Here is a 16,179-nt window from a genome sequence, read left to right on the forward strand (position 1 = left end):
AATGGCAGGAAGGCCCATGCAGCAGATTGTGTTTCTCGACAGCGATACCCTGGATGCGGGCATCACCCTGCATCATCCCGACTTTCCCCACCACTGGCAGAGTTATCCCAGCACGGCACCGGAACAGGTGGTCGAACGGCTGAAAGATGCCAGCATCGCCATCATCAACAAGGTGCGCATCGGTGCCGCCGAACTGGCCCAGCTGCCGGAGCTCAAACTCATTGCGCTCGCCGCCACCGGCAGCGACAACGTGGATCTGGAGGCGTGCCGCGCTGCCAACGTCGGGGTATGCAACATCCGCAACTACTCGGGCCCCTCGGTGCCGGAGCACGCCATGGCGCTGATGCTGGCCCTGTCGCGCAACCTCTTCTGCTGGCGCCAGTCGCTGCTGGAGGGGCGCTGGCAACAGAGCGGCCAGTTCTGCTTCTTCGATCACAACATCATGGATCTGCACGGCAAGCAGCTTGGCATCATCGGCAAAGGAACGCTCGGTCAGGCCCTCGGCGAACGGGCCAAGGGGATGGGGATGACGGTGCGTTACGCCCAGAGCCAGGTCGGCGCCAGCCACGACGAGGATCGCCTGCCGCTCGACGAGCTGCTGCAAAGCTCGGATGTGATCAGCCTGCACTGCCCGCTCACCCCCTACACCCGCAACCTGATTGGCGAGCGGGAGCTGGGCTTGATGAAACCGGGCGCCCTGCTGATCAACGTCGGCCGCGGCGGTCTGGTGGATGAAGAGTCGCTGCTGCGGGCGCTGGCCAACGGCCGCCTCGGCGGCGCCGGTTTCGATGTGGCGAGCGTCGAACCCCCGCCCCCCGACCATCCCCTGATGAAGGCACTGCAATACCCTCACTTCATCCTCACCCCCCATGTGGCCTGGGCCAGCGAGGAGTCGATGCAGCGGCTGGCCGACCAGCTTATCGACAACATCAACGCCTTTGCCGCCGGTCGCCGCCAGCACCGGCTGGTGTAACCGCACGAGCGAGTCACCGCAAAATCGAGTGACCACACCATGCAAAACGGGACCAACAGGCCCCGTTTTGCATCTTCCGCACTCACTGCGCGCACATCAATCGTCGTCATGCCATCTGTGCTTCTTATGCTTTTTGTACTTCTTGTGGTGCTTGTGATGGTGATGATCATCGTCATCATCGTAATAGCGATCCTGGCTCTTGTGGCCATCGCCGGTCTTGGCACCGATGGCCGAACCACTCGCCCCGCCGACCCCGGCGCCGATCAGCTGCCCGGTATCGCCACCAACACTCTTGCCGATGGCGGCACCGCCCAGCGCCCCCACCGCGCCGCCAAGGGCCGCTTCATTCTTGTTGCCCTTGTTGGCCGTCGCAGCCCCACCGGCCGCACCGCCCAACGCAGCCCCCACCAGCGCACCGGTATCGCCACCCAGCTCCTTGCCGATCATGGTGCCCGCCACCCCGCCCGCCCCGCCACCGAGAATGGTGTTGAGAGTTTCCGAACCGTGGGCCGCAGTGCTGCCCAGCAATAACGCCCCCAGCAGAGCCAGAGCACCGATGCCACGCGTACTCATATCCATGGATACTCCTGTCAAACCTGATTAATAATCAGCAGCACTATACAAAGAGCTATCAGGTTCGCCAGCCAGCAGAAAACAGGGATGCGACAGTCGATGGCAGTACAGTCACAGCCAATACAGGAAGAGTAGAATCAACCTATTGAATTAAAACGTGAAAATGAACATTGAACCAGACAGTCACGACAAAGTGACCGATAACCTGGCAGCCGCGTCCTGTCGAATAGTCAGCGCGCTGGGACAAAAGCTGTCAGTCAAGGGCCCCTGCCACCCCTTCAGCCAGGTGCCAGCAGTTACGGCCAGCCTCCTTGCTGCGGTAGAGGGCTGCATCAGCCCGCTCGAAGATAGGGCCGGCGGCAGGAGAATGGCAGGCGCCGCCGGCACTCAGGGTGATCGGCCCATGGTGTTCACGCCACTGTTGCTGACGCACCAGTTCAAGCAGACAACCGAGTTTCTCCGCCAACTCATCCTGTGGCTGTTGCAGCAGAGCGGCAAATTCATCCCCACCTATCCGGTAAACCGTACTCACCCCCAGCACATCAGCAAGACAGTTGGCCACCCGACACAGCACCTGATCGCCGAAGGCATGGCCCTGGCTGTCGTTGATCCCCTTGAAGTGATCGACATCAAACAGCAGCAGCCAGAAGCACGCCCCCCTCTGCTCCAGTGCCGTCTTGTGCTGCTCGAAGGCTCGTCGGTTCATGATACCGGTCAGGGGATCCCGCAACAGCGCATCCTGCCCCTTGAGAAAACTGGCCCTGACCTGATCGATCTCGTTCAGGCTACGCCGCACGAACCAGGTCTTGGGCTCACTGACAGGCGCTGAACGCTCCAGATCGCGCACGATGCCGGTCAATGAGCCCGACACCAGCTCCTGCTCCTGGCGGAAGATCCGCACCAGCAGACTCAGGCTGCAACACCAGATGGCAAACAGAGAGAGCAGTGGAAAAACCACCATCTGCAACGCATCGTAGAGGCTGTCACGAAACAGTACTGGCGGCAGATAGATGTTGAGATCCCAACCAATATCCGCCAGCTCACGCTTGATATAAGTCCCATGCCACAGCACATCCAGGCCGAGCCACTGCTGACTCTGATGCTGCTTGATGGTGTTGGTCGCCAGCAGATCCATATTGCTGCCCACTACCAGCTGATCAGTGTCACGCAAGGTCAGATAGAGTGCCGCCTGATTACTACCGACCGTGCGCTGCAGCGCCTGCTGCAGCGAGTCGAATGACATGTCAACCATCAGCAGACCCAGCAACTGCCCCTGCTCGTCCCTCACCCGTTTGATCAGGCTGAGAATCAGCTCCTGAGTATTGTATTCAGGGTAGGGGCCAAACCAGACGGGCTCGTCGCCCGGCATGGCGGTCACCTGATACCAGGGGCGCAGCGCTGCCTTATAACCTGGGGGCGCGAGCCACTCCGGGTAACTGTCGATGCGATCCGCTTTCAGGTTGTAAAAGTAGATATAGTGGTTGCCGGGCTTGATCTGATGGGCAATAGCCCAGATGGGAGAGTCGGCCGGCTCGCCGCGGGCTATCTTCTCCTTGTCTAGGGAGCCCTCCAGCACTGCCAGTTGCCGCTCATTGACCTTCACCATCTCGTGGATCAAGGACGCCTCAACGGAGGAAGCCATGTGACCGAAGCCGGATACCGTCATGTCGATATCCCGCAGATAGCTGGCAATGGCCATGATGATAGTCACGATCAGGATCAACAAGCCAAGCAGTGCGGAGAGGGGGGCCAGCACATAGTAACGCTTGTTGAGATACGAGCGGCTCACATGACATCCGAACAGGGGAAAACATAGCGGGATTGTGCGAGAGAAAGGAGAGTGAATCATTGATTAATATCACTTCAACGCCCCTTTAATGACATTTCCAATACTAACAAAACATCAAGGTTCGCAAACGAATATCAACTGACAGGAAAAACGCTAGTTACCCCGGGTTAACCCCGCTCTGCATTGCGGGTGTTATAGTCTATACCTGACGCGGCCGGCGCTGGACACACCGTCCATCACCGGCTGCAACGCCAAGCAGAACAAGGAGATGTTATGAGCAGTCCGTTTATCGAACAGATCAAAGCACGTCGTACCATCTATGCCCTGGGCAGCCAGGTGTCCCATACACCGGAACAACTGACGGCCCTGATCCAGGATGCCATCAGGCACAGCCCCTCCTCCTTCAATTCCCAGAGCTCCCGCGCCGTCATCCTGTTTGGCGCCCAGCACCATAAGCTGTGGGATATCGTCAAAGCCGAGCTGAAAAAGATCGTGCCGCCGGAGGCCTACGCCCAGAGTGAGGCCAAGGTGGATGGCAGCTTCCGCGCAGGTTTCGGCACTGTGCTGTTCTTCGAAGACACCGACGTCATCAAGGATCTGCAGCAAAAGTTTGCCCTCTATGCAGACAACTTCCCCATCTGGTCGGAACATGCCACCGGCATCGCCCAGTTTGCGGTCTGGACCACCCTGGCCCAGGAGAAGATCGGCGCCTCCCTGCAACACTACAACCCCCTCATCGACGAGGCGGTACGCAAGGAGTGGAACCTGCCAGCCAGCTGGCTGCTGCGTGCCCAGATGCCCTTTGGCAGCATCCAGCAACCGGCCGGCGACAAGACCTTCATCGACGATGCCACCCGTTTCCGCGTTTTCAAATAACGGCCAGATAGCAAAACGCCCCCGCATCTCGGGGGCGTTTTTATTGCGACATCAAGAGTTCGGATAGCGATGGTTCATACCGCAATCTGCGGTCGTCACGCACTCGCACCACAGCTCAGGCGGGCAGCGTCACCAGCAGGGATGTCTCTCCAGGTTCCACCTTCACCTCGTGCCAGCCTCAGCCGTGCTGACTACTTAGCTGTTCGATAATGGTGGCGCGCAGCAGGGCTCGCCCTTCGTCGATGCGAGTTGATCGGGAGAGTCCTTTCGCCCACATCAGCGCCAGGGTTCGACTCAGCACTGGCTCGTGCAGCGCCACGACTTTCAGCTGGGGATCGCGCAGGTTCGCGGCATAGAGTCCGGGCAGGATAGCAACTGCCAACCCTGAGCGCACCAAGCCGTAAAGCGTCTCGACATAATCTGTGGTGTATCTGGGCTTGAGCCCGGGCAACTGGCTCTGGGCCAGTCCGTTGACCTGCCGGCTGACGTTGCCTCTGGCAAAAAGGGCGATGTCGCGGCGGGTCAGCTCATGCCAGCTGATGGCCTCTTCCCCTGCCAGCGGATCCTGCTGGTTGATCACCGCCACCAGCGCATCGTCCAGCAGCGGCGTCACCTCCAGCGAGTCGGGCAACTCGCCATCCAGCACGCCAATTCCCGCATCCAGAGCCCCCTCGGCCAGCGCCTGCAACAGACCGTCGTTGGTGTGATCCTGAAACTCGACCCGCAAGCCCGGAAATTGCTGCTGCAGACGGGCGGCCGCCAGCGGAAACATCAGGGTGCAGGCCGACGGGATCAGACCGATGCGCAGGGTGCCATCGCCCCCTTCGACCATCACCTGCTGCATATCGGAAAAAGCGGCGTGGGCTACATTGAGCAGCCCTTTGGCGTGGGGCAGGATCGCCTCCCCCTGTTCGGTCAGGGTAACCGCCTGCGCGGTACGGTGAAACAGTTTACCGCCAAGCACAGATTCAATCTGGCGCAGGGCACTGCTCAGGGCGGGCTGGCTGATGGCCATCTGATTGGCCGTTTCGGTGAAGTGGCGCAGCTGGGCCAGCGTGACAAAATACTGGATCTGCTTGAGAGAGAGCGCAGGCAGACGGCGCCAGGGTTCGGACATGAAATCGACAACCGGAGAAAAACGTTTGCAGCAGCATAACCCTTTCTTATCCAGTTATAAATTCTTTGCGCTATGCACGGGCCAATCCCCTCCTTAAAGTGGGCCCATTATTCCCCTTGTCAGGCCATCTCCTTCATGTGTGAACAAGATGCATCCCTCAACTTGCGCCGCCGCGCCGTGCAGGCAGCCCTCGGCGAAGCCCCCTTCGATCTGCTGCTGACCAACGCCAACCTGATCGACATGGTGACCGGCGAGATCCGCCCCGTCGACGTGGGGTTGGTCGGCCCGCTGATCGCCAGCGTCCATCCGGTCGGCACCTTCCAGCAGGCACGCGAGACCCACGATCTGGCCGGCGCCTATCTCTCGCCCGGTCTTATCGACAGCCATGTCCATGTGGAGAGCTCCCACCTGACGCCGGAGCGCTACGCCGATGTGGTGGTCGCGCAGGGCACCACCACCATCTGCTGGGATCCCCACGAGCTGGCCAATGTGCTCGGGCTGGCGGGGGTACGCTATGCCATCGACGCCAGCCGCAATCTGCCGCTGCGGGTCATCTGCGCCGCCCCCTCCAGCGTTCCCTCGACGCCGGGTCTCGAGATGTCGGGCGCCGACTTCCACGGCCCTGAGATGGCCACCATGCTGGAGTGGCCAGAGGTGGCGGGGATCGCCGAGGTGATGGACATGCAGGGGGTGCTGGGCGGCAGCGAGCGGATGACCGGCATCCTGCACGCCGGTTTGCAGCGCAATGCCCTGATTGAGGGACATGCCCGGGGCCTCACTGGTCACCGGCTGCAAGCCTATCTGGCCGCCGGGGTCAGCTCGGATCACGAACTCACCTCGGCTGCCGATGCGCTGGAGAAGCTGCGGGCCGGGCTCACCCTCCAGCTGCGCGGCTCCCACCCCTACCTGCTGCCGGAGATCGTCGCTGCGCTGAAACAGCTGCCCCACCTCTCCTCCCAAATCACCCTCTGTACCGACGATGTGCCGCCCGACATGCTGCTGGAGAAAGGGGGCATGATTGCGCTGGTCAAGCTGCTGGCAGAGCTGGGGCTGGCGGTGCCCGACGTGCTGCGGATGGCCACCCTCAATGCCGCCATCCGGCTGCAGCGCAACGATCTGGGGCTGGTTGCTGCCGGCCGCTGCGCCGACCTGGTGGTGTTCGACAACCTCACCGATCTCAACCCGCTCTGGGTCTACAGCGGTGGTCAGCGGGTCGCCCGCCATGGCGCCATTCTCAAACCCTCCGAGCATGTCGCCGGTTGTCAGGCGCCGCGCGATACCATGCAGATCCCCCTGTGCACGCAGGAGGAGTTCATCATCCGGGTACCCGGGCTGACTGCGGGTCGGGCCCGCTTCAAGACCATCAAGGGGGCTCGCTTCACCCAGTGGAGTGAAACCGAGGTTGAGGTTCGGGATGGTCGGGTCATCGTGCCTGCGGGATTTAGCCTCATCTCGGTGCAACACCGCCATGGCCGCCATCAGGCGGGCACCCGGCTGGCGCTGCTGGAGGGGTGGGGCGAGCTGCAAGGGGCCATCGCCACCAGCTACTCCCACGACTCCCACAATCTGGTGGTGCTGGGGCGCGACCCGCAAGAGATGATGCTGGCCGCCAACACTCTGATCACCAGCGGGGGCGGCATGGCGGTCGTCCAGCAGGGTGAGGTGCTGGCCCACGTTGCCATGCCCATCGCCGGCATGCTCTCCGACCTGCCGGCCAGCGAGCTGGCCGCCAGCTTCCACGCTCTGCGCGAAGTGAGCGGCAAGGTGGTGGAGTGGGAGCCCCCCTACCGTGTCTTCAAGGCCATCGAGGGAACCTGCCTTGCCTGCAATGCGGGGCCCCATCTGACCGATCTCGGCCTCACCGATGGCCTGACCCGCGAGATTGTCGACCCCTTTATCTGCTGCTGGCCCCACGATGCCAGCCAAGCCGATTAACCTCGAGGAGAACAGCGTGAACCCTGTCGCCATTATTCTGGATACCGACCCCGGCATCGACGATGCCGTTGCCATCGCCGCCGCCCTGTTTCACCCCGGCATCGAGCTGGCGCTCATCACCACGGTCGCCGGCAACGTCGATGTCAGCAAGACCACCCGCAACGCCCTGCGCCTGCTGCACTTTTTCGGCCAAGAGGTGCCGGTGGCACAGGGGGCCAGCCAGCCCCTCGTGCGCCCCCTCGACAATGCCAGCCATATCCACGGCCACTCCGGCCTCGATGGTTACCAGTTTGCCGAACCCGGGCAACAGCCGATACCGGAGCATGCCGTCGAAGCCATGAAGGCCACCCTGCTCGCCAGCGAACAATCCATGACGCTGGTGCCCATCGGGCCGCTGACCAATATCGCCCTGCTGCTCACCCTGCACCCCGAGTGTCGGGAGAAGATCGCGCGGATCGTGTTGATGGGCGGCTCGGCCGGTCGGGGCAACCACACCCCCAATGCCGAGTTCAATATCTACGTGGATCCGGAGGCGGCTCACATCGTCTTCAGCAGCGGTCTGCCCATCGTGATGTGCGGACTCGATGTCACCAGCCGGGCCACCCTGACCGGCGAGATGATTGCGGCGCTGCCCGCCCTCAACCGCACCGGCGCCATGCTCCACGCCCTGTTCGGCCACTATCGCGGCGGCAGTATGCAGACCGGGCTCAAGATGCACGATCTCTGCGCCATTGCCTATCTGGTGCGCCCCGATCTCTTTATCACCCGGGCCTGCCATGTGGCCATCGAGACCCGGGGTGAGCACACCCTCGGCACCACCTCGGTGGATATCAACAACCGGCTCAAACGCCCGCCCAACGCCGAGGTGTGTCTCGATATCGACGTGCCCGGATTCAGGGCCTGGTGCATGGAGACCCTTGCCCGCGCCATCTGATCCCGAACCGCCAGCCCGCTGGCCCATTCACATCAAGAAGAGAGTGTTGGAAACATGCTGGAAATAATTGTCAGCACCCTGATCCTGGTCATCTGCGGCTATCTCATCGCCAAAAACTACGATGCCAAGATAGTGCTGTTTGGCGCCGGGCTGCTGCTGATGTTTGCCGCCGTCGGACTGGGCCACCCCCTGCTGCCTGCGGCGCAGAGCAGCGGCCTAAGCTGGCTTGATCCCTTCGTCCAGATCAAGCAGATCTTCATCAGCCAGATGGGCAATGTCGGCCTCACCATCATGGTGCTGTTCGGCTTCTCCAGCTACATGAGCCACATCGGCGCCAACGACGTCACCGTGATGCTGCTGACCCGCCCCTTGAGTCGCATCCGCTCCCCCTACCTGCTGGTGCCGGTGATTTTCCTATTGGGCAATCTGCTCTCGCTGGTGGTGCCAAGCGCTGCCAGTCTGGCAGTGTTGCTGATGGCGACCCTCTATCCGGTACTGAAGGCATCGAACATGTCCTCCCTCACCGCGGGGGCCGTCATTGCCACCACTGCCACCATCATGCCCAGCCCGCTGGGGGCCGATAACGTGCTGGCCGCCCAGAAGCTGGGCATCCCGCTGGTGGAGTACATCGTCTCCTACCACGCCCCCATCTCGCTGCCGACACTGGCGTTGATGGCAGTGGTGCACTACTTCTGGCAGAAGGCGATGGACAAGCGGCAGCAGTCGCGCAGCGGACTGGAGGAAAAAGAGGAATCGCTCGCCGTGCCCACCGGCTTGCCACCCGCCTACTACGGCCTCTTCCCTGTACTGCCGCTGGTGCTGGTACTGCTGTTCGGCATCTGCTTCACCCATATCTCCCTCGGGCTGGTGGAGATCACCTTCGTCTGCCTGCTGCTCACCATAGGGGTAGAACTCTTGCGCAAAGGCAATATCAAGGAGACCAGCAAGGAGTTCGCCATCTTCTTCACCGGCATGGGGACGGGTCTGGCTCAGGTGGTCTCGCTCATAGTAGCGGCCAGCATGCTGGTGGAGGGACTGAAAGCCATCGGCATCATCGATACCCTGGTCGATAGCGTGAAACACATCGACGGCGTCGGCTCCATCTTGATGTTCTTCTTCTCCGGTACGGCGGCGCTGATCGGCTTTATCAGCGGCAGTGGGCTGGCAGTCTTCTACTCCTTTATCAACATCATTCCCGAGATCACTGAGAAGGTCGGCGTCAACAGTGTCGCGGTGGCCCTGCCGATGCAGCTCACTGCCAACCTGATCCGATCCATGTCGCCGGTCGCCGCGGTGATCATCGTCATCGCCTCGATCACCGGCAGCAATCCCATCGAGATCATCAAGCGCACCTCGGTGCCCATCATCTCGGGCATCATCTGCTGCATGACCCTCTCCTACCTGCTGTTCAGCTAAACCAGCTCCATCTGCAGGCGATCAATCCGGTCGCCTGCAGACGGTTTTTTACCTCCGGTTGAAAGTGAACCCACTGCATGTAAACGCCCGGAAGATAATCGGTGGGGATCGTCTATAACTTTTGCGACCAAGAGCCACATACGCCTGAGTAACTGACCGCCAGCCATCAGGCTCAGCCCCCTAATTCAACTCCCAGAGCTCTCGTGCCGTCATTCTTGGTTGGCGCCCTGCATCGACAGCATCACCAGCAAGGACTCGCCTTTCCCTGACACCACTCTCACCTCGCGCCAGTCGCGGATCACCGCCACCACCGCCGGATTGAGCGGCGCATCGCCCCCTACCTGCACCACGGTGCAACCTGCACGCAGGGCGCTCTCGATACCGGCCGGGGCATCCTCGAACACCAAGCAACGAGCGGGCGACACGCCAAGCCGTACAGCGCCCAGCAGATAGGGCTCGGGATCGGGTTTGCCATTGATCACAGCTTCGGCCCCCACCAGCACGGCCGGCAGCGGCAAACCGGCACAATTCAGGCGGTGACGGGCAACCTGCTCACTGGCGGAGGTCACGATGGCCCAAAGCTCTGGCGGCAAATGGCGCAGCAACTCGCCAGCTCCTGCGATGGCGTCGCCGCCGGTATGCAGCATCTCCAGCTCGTCGAGCCGCGCCGCTTCCCGCTCCACATCCAGCTGCGGGGCCAGCTCCCGGATCACCTCGCGCGAACGTATACCGTGGCACATCGCCAACACTGGCTCGGGATCGAGCAGATGTTCGCGACACCAGAGCTGCCATACCTGCTCCACATCGCCTGTCGAGCAGACCAGGGTGCCATCCATATCGAGCAGCAGGGCGGATACCGACAGGGTGATCGTGTTCATGCCAGCACTCATACAGACACTCATACAGGCACCCCGGCCAGCTCGGGCAGAGAGCCAGAGAGCGCATCGGCAAAGGCCTGCTGCTGGGCGGCACGCTCATAACAGGCGAGCGCCTGCTCGGCACTGCCAGCCCACACTTGCAAGGGGCCGACCACAAACCCCTGTTGCAACAGGCTGGCGAGCAGCTCCCCAGTCTCCGGGGCCGCCAACGGCTGAGCCAGCACCAGCTTGCCCTTGATCAAAAACAGATAACGTTGGGTAGACATGATATGGCTCCTTGTTCCGGTTCAGAGGAGGGCGATTCCCCCCTTGCCGAGCCATTAGAACAAGGCGATTAGATAATTTATAATCAATAAATCGCCACTTTGGATAACCAATTGGAATGAAATTCGACTTGAGGCAACTGCAGGCGTTTGTGACGCTGGCCGAGATCGCCAACTACCGGGAAGCGGCCAATCGCCTCTTCATTACCCAACCGGCCCTCACCAAGCAGATCCAGGGGCTGGAGCAGACGCTGGGCTGCACCCTGTTCAAGCGGGGCCGCCATGGTGCCGAGCTGACGGCGCTCGGCGCCCAGCTGCTCACTCAGGCAAGCGCACTGGTCAAACACGGCAGGGAGTTTGAACGTCACGCGCTGGCAGTGGCGAGTGGCGTGGCCGGTCGGCTCAAGATTGGGTTTGGCCTGTCGAGTTTCGCGCTGGCCCCTGCGCTGGTGGCCCGCTTCAAACAGCAGGTCACGGACGTGATGGTCCATCTGCAGGATATGCCCTCCGCGATCCAGCAGGAGCAGCTGCTCTCCGGCCAGTTGCAACTTGGTTTTATGCGTCGGCCAGAGACTCCGCTGTTGCAGGAGCATCGGCTGCTGACCGACCGGCTGGTACTGGCGGTGCCAACCCGGATGACCCAGCCAGATCCGTCATCGTTTGACGTCCAGCAGGCACTGACCAGTCAACCCCTGTTGCAGATGGTGGGCTACCGTTGTCCCGGCCTAACCCGGCAGATCGCCGGGTTTCTCGGCGCCAACCGGCTGACCGGCATGGTTCAAGAGGCAGAGGATATTCAGACTCTGGTGGCATTGGTTGCGGCAGGCATAGGTAATGCCATCCTGCCGCACAGCGTCAGCTTTATCGCGGGCCCGGACGTCACCCTCTATCCCCTCTTTGGCCCCTGTTCCGAGTGGGAGATAAGTCTGGTGTGGAACCCCGCCTTTGCCGACCCGATCCGCGATCGCTTCGTGCAGCTGGTCCTCGATCCCCATCCCGCACCGCACCCAGCCACAATCGATCGCTGACCCAGCCAAAAACTCCCGCAGACGGAACCAGGAGAAGATAGCGCTCAGCAATCGAGATGAATTAATCGGGCCTTTGTGAATCAAAGCATTTCAATTAACACACCACTGATCTTCACAGGGGATGCCATCTCCTTCCCCATCCATCTTGGTACCAGGGCAGTTTTGTAAAAACCAGGTTGCCTCCTCGCAGGAGGTCATCTGGGAGCAATGCTGCCGACCATCACACTGGCGAGTAAAGGTCGCTGCCTGTGGCGTACTGAAGGTGGGACTAACCTCCTCTTGAGTAACTGGCGATGCGGGCGGCAAATAGGCAAAGAAGCGGGAATAGATGGAAAAGAGGCCGACGAGCAGCAACAGGGGGAGCAATTTACCACTCCAGCTGCTCTTGCGACGTCGATAGGGGTTACTCCGCTCTCTGGTAAAAGTGGGTCTTGGCGGCTGACTTGCCGCCCGAAATGCAGGCGCCGCCGATGATGCGGCTGATCTTGCTGCTGATGGTGCGACCGACGGCACAACACCCGCCAACGTGAGCGGGCGATCGGGGAAAAAGACCTGCAACGCCCTTGGCTTGCCATCCTGACCACTGCCGATCAGATAGGTGACACGCTCCCCCGGCTCGGGCACCCGGCCATCTGATTGCAGCGCCGTAACATGCACAAACAGCCCTGCACCGCGTGATCCATTGATTGTCTGCTCGGCGCCATTTTGCTCCGGCGTAATAAATCCAAAGCCGCGCGCCTCGTTCCAGCTCGCGATCCGTCCCTGATAACGCATCTGTCCATCCTTGTTGTTATCCATGTGAGCACTATCTTGCCCGACAATCATGTTGCCCAAAAGCGCAGCGGCCCAACAGGGATCTGCAGAGTCAATCTCAACACGGTGATCGGGCGCAGCCTGCGTTAAGGATCAAGCCAGCTGGGACACCTTGATGATCTCGGCGATGCGACCCAGCATCCGCAGCGAGGTGTGATGCTCGGTGGCATCTGCGGCGGCGCAGGCATCATCCAGAATGGTGATGGCGTAGTCGCGATCGTGACCATCCCGCGCTGCCGCCTGAATGGCCCAGCTGGTGCTCACCCCGCACAGATAGAGGTGGTCGATGTGATTGGCCCGCAGCGCAGGCTCCAGCGCCGTGCCATAGAAGGAGCTGACCCTGGGCTTGGTCAGCACCAGATCGCCGGGCTGCACATCCAGATCCGGATGAAAGTCGGTGCCGCTGTCAGCCAAGGAGAGCGCCCCCAACTGGTGAGCGCGACCAAACATGGGAGATCCCTTGGGCTGCAGCTGATAGCCGCCGTCAAAGCCCACCTTGATCAGCACTACCAGCCAGCCGTTGGCGCGGGCATGGGCCAGCGCCTGATTGGCATGCGCGATGGCATCCTGCTCCAGCACATGGGCTGCGGAGGCGGCAATGCGCCCGTCGGGGTGGGCAATATCGTTGATAAAATCGATCACCAGCAGTGCCTTGTTCATCACCTTTGCTCCTTAGCGCATTCAGCCCGTGCTATCTGGTTTCTATCTGTCAAACCAGCCCCAGTGCATATCGCAGCGCCATCTCCTTGAGCGGGCCTGCCTTGTCCGCCAGATTGAGGGCCAGATTGCGGGCCAGCTTGAGGAGGCCAATCTCGTTGCTGAACACCCCGTAGAAGAGATCCATCCCCGACTGCATCAGCAGGTTGTCGGGACGACGGCGCCGCTCGTAGCGCTCGGCCAGCACAAGTTGATGCCAGTCAGCGCCAGCACCTTGCAGCAAGTCGACCCAGCAGGCGACATCCTTGAAGCCGAGGTTGACCCCCTGCCCCGCCAGCGGGTTGATGGTGTGGGCAGCATCGCCAAGCAGCACCACCCGACCGACGTGATAGTCGTTGGCGTGGCGGCGCACCAGCGGGAAGCTCCCCTTGCCGGTGACGGTGAACCCGCCGAGCCGACTCGGGAAGTGGCGGCGCACTTCGGCGGCAAGCCCTTCGTTGCTCATGGCCGCCAGAGCGCGGATCCGGGCCGGGCTGTCATACCACACCAGAGAGCCGTGCTGGCCTGGTAATGGCAGGAAGGCGCGCGGGCCGCTCGGGGTGAACTGCTGCCAGGTGATATCTTCCTGCGCAAAATCGGTGTCGATATTGATCAGCATGCAGTGCTGGCGGTACTCGAAGCGCGATACGCCGATACCCGCCAGCTTGCGGGTGTGGGATTCGGCGCCGTCGCAAGCCAGCACCCAGCGCGCGGCCAGCTCGGAGCCGTCATCCAGAGTCAGCACAGCTTCATCCGCACTCTGGCGCAGGCTGGTCACAGCCGCCGGGGTGTGGGTCTGGATGGTAGGAAACTCTTCCATCCGCTTGAGCAGGGCGAGCTGCACGAGCCGGTTTTCGATGATGTAGCCAAGCTGGGGCAGACCGAGATCGGCGGCATTGAAGCGGGTGGCAAAGCCATCCAGCTCCCAGGTCTCCAGCCGGCGATAGGGGCAGAGCCGCATCTGCTGCAGATGGTGCCAGGCACCGGCCTGCTCCAGCAGCGCCACCGAGGCCTGACTGATGGCGGAGACCCGCAGATCCAGCGGCTGCTCCGGCGCGTAATGCTCCGGCAGTTGGGTCTCGATGACCCGCACCGAGAGACCCTGAGCCGCAAGCAGACAGGCGGTGGCGGCGCCCACCATGCCGGCACCGACGATGGCGATATCACACTGTTCCATACATGTATTCCTGAAAGGGTGCGTCCGGCGACAGCGCCCGGACGTGAACCGGATGGCAGCATGATAGCGCAAGGGCGACTGATAAACAGTGAGACAAACGGGGAATTGCTGCGTCAAATCAAGGAGAAAGCTTATTGAGCTTGCTGGCAACAGGTATCGGGTGAGCACCATTGCCAGCTGGATATTAGCTAGGCAGTATCCAGATTGCGGAGTAAAATGCGCGGTCCTTTGACCATGCCGATTTCAAAACAAGTCAAGAGAAGCAATGAGCAAGAAACTTCACATTAAAACCTGGGGTTGCCAGATGAACGAGTATGACTCGTCCAAAATGGCCGACCTGTTGGATGCCAGTAATGGCTACACCCTTACCGAAGAGCCCGAAGAGGCAGATGTCTTGCTGCTGAATACCTGCTCCATCCGCGAAAAGGCGCAGGAGAAGGTGTTCCACCAGCTGGGACGCTGGAAAAAGCTCAAGGCCAACAAGCCCGGTCTGGTGATCGGCGTGGGTGGCTGCGTTGCCTCTCAGGAGGGCGATGCCATCCGCCAGCGCGCTCCCTATGTGGATATCGTGTTCGGCCCGCAGACCCTGCATCGCCTGCCCGCCATGATCAAGGAAGTGCAAGAGGGCCGTGGTGCCCAGGTTGATATCGCCTTCCCCGAGATCGAAAAATTCGACAGTCTGCCCGAACCGCGCGCCGAAGGGGCCACCGCGTTCGTCTCCATCATGGAAGGCTGCTCCAAATACTGTACTTACTGCGTGGTGCCCTACACCCGCGGTGAAGAGGTGAGCCGCCCACTGGACGACGTGCTCTACGAAATCGCCCAGCTCGCCCAGCAGGGCGTGCGCGAAGTGAACCTGCTCGGCCAGAACGTCAACGCCTACCGCGGCCCGACCTTTGATGGCGGCATCTGTACCTTCGCCGAGTTGCTGCGTCTGGTGGCCGCCATCGACGGTATCGATCGCATTCGCTACACCACCAGCCATCCGATCGAGTTCACCGACGACATCATCGAAGTCTACAAAGACACCCCGGAAGTGGTCAGCTTCCTGCACCTGCCGGTGCAGAGCGGCTCCGACCGTATTCTGACCATGATGAAGCGCCCGCACACCATCCTGGAGTACAAATCCAAGATCCGTCGCCTGCGTGCCGCCCGTCCCGACATCACCATCAGCTCCGATTTCATCGTTGGCTTCCCGAACGAAACCGATGAGGATTTCGAGGCCACCATGAAGCTGATCGAGGATGTGGGTTTCGACATGAGCTTCAGCTTCATCTTCAGTCCGCGCCCGGGCACCCCGGCCGCCGACATGCCCGACGATGTCGACATGGAAGTGAAGAAAGCCCGTCTGGCCCGCCTGCAGCACGTCATCAACAACCAGGCGATGCAGATTGGCCGCGCCATGCTGGGCACCACCCAGCGCATCCTGGTGGAAGGGCCCTCCAAGCTCGATCCGATGCAGCTGTGCGGTCGCACCGAGAACAACCGGGTGGTCAACTTCGAAGGCCAGCACACCCTGATCGGCGGCTTTGCCGACGTGGAGATCACCGAGGTGCGTCCCAACTCCCTGCGCGGCAAGTTCATCCGCGGCGAGAGCGAGATGAACCTGCGGATCGCCACCGCACCGAGCGAAATCCTGGCCCGTCGCCCGGATAACGTACCGGACGAGCTGGGCGTGGCCGCCTTCACTCCCCATTAATCCCCTCCTCCC

At 61.4% G+C, this 16,179-nt stretch carries 15 protein-coding genes; 7 read left to right on the forward strand and 8 right to left on the reverse strand.

Annotated features, from left to right (window positions below; translation table 11 throughout):
• The first annotated feature begins 16 nt into the window (after positions 1 to 16).
• Complete coding sequence (locus G5229_RS06170) at positions 17 to 973, forward strand: D-2-hydroxyacid dehydrogenase (protein ID WP_421208798.1); 957 nt, start codon at positions 17 to 19, stop codon at positions 971 to 973.
• Positions 974 to 1,069: 96 nt separating this feature from the next.
• Here the strand turns inward: G5229_RS06170 and G5229_RS06175 are convergent, their stop codons facing one another.
• Positions 1,070 to 1,552, reverse strand: a complete 483-nt coding sequence (locus tag G5229_RS06175) for a YMGG-like glycine zipper-containing protein (RefSeq protein ID WP_421208799.1) — start codon at positions 1,550 to 1,552, stop codon at positions 1,070 to 1,072.
• A gap of 247 nt (positions 1,553 to 1,799) precedes the next feature.
• On the reverse strand, positions 1,800 to 3,335 hold the full coding sequence (locus G5229_RS06180) for a diguanylate cyclase domain-containing protein (protein WP_421208800.1): 1,536 nt from the start codon (positions 3,333 to 3,335) through the stop codon (positions 1,800 to 1,802).
• A 273-nt stretch (positions 3,336 to 3,608) separates the two neighbouring features.
• Between G5229_RS06180 and G5229_RS06185 the strand changes: the two genes are divergently transcribed.
• Entirely contained in the window at positions 3,609 to 4,211 is a 603-nt protein-coding gene (locus G5229_RS06185; protein ID WP_216953036.1) for a nitroreductase family protein, read from the forward strand.
• A 178-nt stretch (positions 4,212 to 4,389) separates the two neighbouring features.
• Here G5229_RS06185 and G5229_RS06190 read toward each other — a convergent pair whose 3' ends face one another.
• Positions 4,390 to 5,328 carry a LysR family transcriptional regulator gene (locus tag G5229_RS06190; RefSeq protein WP_216953035.1) on the reverse strand — a complete coding sequence of 313 codons (939 nt, stop codon included), beginning with the start codon at positions 5,326 to 5,328 and terminating at the stop codon, positions 4,390 to 4,392.
• A gap of 135 nt (positions 5,329 to 5,463) precedes the next feature.
• Here G5229_RS06190 and G5229_RS06195 point away from each other — a divergent pair, with 135 nt between their 5' ends.
• From G5229_RS06195 to dcuC, 3 genes are read left to right on the forward strand one after another with little or no spacing between them, the layout of a single operon-like run.
• Positions 5,464 to 7,263 carry an adenine deaminase gene (locus G5229_RS06195; RefSeq protein ID WP_421208801.1) on the forward strand — a complete coding sequence of 600 codons (1,800 nt, stop codon included), beginning with the start codon at positions 5,464 to 5,466 and terminating at the stop codon, positions 7,261 to 7,263.
• 16 nt (positions 7,264 to 7,279) lie between these two features.
• A complete protein-coding gene (gene rihC / locus G5229_RS06200; protein WP_421208802.1) occupies positions 7,280 to 8,197 on the forward strand; it encodes a ribonucleoside hydrolase RihC in 918 nt (305 codons plus the stop codon).
• Positions 8,198 to 8,251: 54 nt separating this feature from the next.
• Positions 8,252 to 9,613, forward strand: a complete 1,362-nt coding sequence (dcuC, locus tag G5229_RS06205) for a C4-dicarboxylate transporter DcuC (RefSeq protein WP_227342077.1) — start codon at positions 8,252 to 8,254, stop codon at positions 9,611 to 9,613.
• Between the two features lie 209 nt (positions 9,614 to 9,822).
• Here the strand turns inward: dcuC and G5229_RS06210 are convergent, their stop codons facing one another.
• Positions 9,823 to 10,491 carry an HAD-IA family hydrolase gene (locus G5229_RS06210; RefSeq protein ID WP_216953031.1) on the reverse strand — a complete coding sequence of 223 codons (669 nt, stop codon included), beginning with the start codon at positions 10,489 to 10,491 and terminating at the stop codon, positions 9,823 to 9,825.
• A gap of 20 nt (positions 10,492 to 10,511) precedes the next feature.
• Positions 10,512 to 10,757, reverse strand: coding sequence for a hypothetical protein (locus tag G5229_RS06215; protein ID WP_139463531.1), 246 nt, complete (start codon positions 10,755 to 10,757; stop codon positions 10,512 to 10,514).
• Positions 10,758 to 10,873: 116 nt separating this feature from the next.
• Between G5229_RS06215 and G5229_RS06220 the strand changes: the two genes are divergently transcribed.
• Positions 10,874 to 11,782: a LysR family transcriptional regulator gene (locus tag G5229_RS06220; RefSeq protein ID WP_421208803.1), complete on the forward strand. Its 909-nt coding sequence runs from the start codon at positions 10,874 to 10,876 to the stop codon at positions 11,780 to 11,782.
• Between the two features lie 90 nt (positions 11,783 to 11,872).
• Here the strand turns inward: G5229_RS06220 and G5229_RS06225 are convergent, their stop codons facing one another.
• The 3 genes from G5229_RS06225 to G5229_RS06235 form a co-directional block, all read right to left on the reverse strand.
• A complete protein-coding gene (locus G5229_RS06225) occupies positions 11,873 to 12,556 on the reverse strand; it encodes a cold shock domain-containing protein (RefSeq protein ID WP_421208852.1) in 684 nt (227 codons plus the stop codon).
• 132 nt (positions 12,557 to 12,688) lie between these two features.
• The gene (locus tag G5229_RS06230) at positions 12,689 to 13,255 is read right to left on the reverse strand and encodes a cysteine hydrolase family protein (protein WP_204383909.1); all 567 of its coding nucleotides are present in this window, start codon (positions 13,253 to 13,255) and stop codon (positions 12,689 to 12,691) included.
• Between the two features lie 49 nt (positions 13,256 to 13,304).
• The gene (locus tag G5229_RS06235; RefSeq protein WP_204383911.1) at positions 13,305 to 14,468 is read right to left on the reverse strand and encodes an FAD-dependent oxidoreductase; all 1,164 of its coding nucleotides are present in this window, start codon (positions 14,466 to 14,468) and stop codon (positions 13,305 to 13,307) included.
• A 265-nt stretch (positions 14,469 to 14,733) separates the two neighbouring features.
• Here G5229_RS06235 and miaB point away from each other — a divergent pair, with 265 nt between their 5' ends.
• Positions 14,734 to 16,167 carry a tRNA (N6-isopentenyl adenosine(37)-C2)-methylthiotransferase MiaB gene (gene miaB / locus G5229_RS06240; RefSeq protein WP_005335132.1) on the forward strand — a complete coding sequence of 478 codons (1,434 nt, stop codon included), beginning with the start codon at positions 14,734 to 14,736 and terminating at the stop codon, positions 16,165 to 16,167.
• The last annotated feature ends 12 nt before the right edge of the window (positions 16,168 to 16,179 follow it).

The sequence above is a fragment of the Aeromonas sp. 602396 genome, from assembly GCF_049173735.1.
Taxonomy (GTDB): domain Bacteria; phylum Pseudomonadota; class Gammaproteobacteria; order Enterobacterales; family Aeromonadaceae; genus Aeromonas; species Aeromonas veronii_A.

Coding starts and splice junctions, on each gene's coding strand:
- G5229_RS06220 (WP_421208803.1), top strand. CDS start 10,874: ATGAAATTCGACTTGAGGCAACTGCAGGCGTTTGTGACGCTGGCCGAG.
- miaB (WP_005335132.1), top strand. CDS start 14,734: ATGAGCAAGAAACTTCACATTAAAACCTGGGGTTGCCAGATGAACGAG.
- G5229_RS06210 (WP_216953031.1), bottom strand. CDS start 10,491: ATGAACACGATCACCCTGTCGGTATCCGCCCTGCTGCTCGATATGGAT.
- G5229_RS06215 (WP_139463531.1), bottom strand. CDS start 10,757: ATGTCTACCCAACGTTATCTGTTTTTGATCAAGGGCAAGCTGGTGCTG.
- G5229_RS06235 (WP_204383911.1), bottom strand. CDS start 14,468: ATGGAACAGTGTGATATCGCCATCGTCGGTGCCGGCATGGTGGGCGCC.
- G5229_RS06230 (WP_204383909.1), bottom strand. CDS start 13,255: ATGAACAAGGCACTGCTGGTGATCGATTTTATCAACGATATTGCCCAC.
- dcuC (WP_227342077.1), top strand. CDS start 8,252: ATGCTGGAAATAATTGTCAGCACCCTGATCCTGGTCATCTGCGGCTAT.
- G5229_RS06185 (WP_216953036.1), top strand. CDS start 3,609: ATGAGCAGTCCGTTTATCGAACAGATCAAAGCACGTCGTACCATCTAT.
- G5229_RS06170 (WP_421208798.1), top strand. CDS start 17: ATGCAGCAGATTGTGTTTCTCGACAGCGATACCCTGGATGCGGGCATC.
- G5229_RS06195 (WP_421208801.1), top strand. CDS start 5,464: ATGTGTGAACAAGATGCATCCCTCAACTTGCGCCGCCGCGCCGTGCAG.
- G5229_RS06190 (WP_216953035.1), bottom strand. CDS start 5,328: ATGTCCGAACCCTGGCGCCGTCTGCCTGCGCTCTCTCTCAAGCAGATC.
- G5229_RS06175 (WP_421208799.1), bottom strand. CDS start 1,552: ATGGATATGAGTACGCGTGGCATCGGTGCTCTGGCTCTGCTGGGGGCG.
- G5229_RS06225 (WP_421208852.1), bottom strand. CDS start 12,556: ATGCGTTATCAGGGACGGATCGCGAGCTGGAACGAGGCGCGCGGCTTT.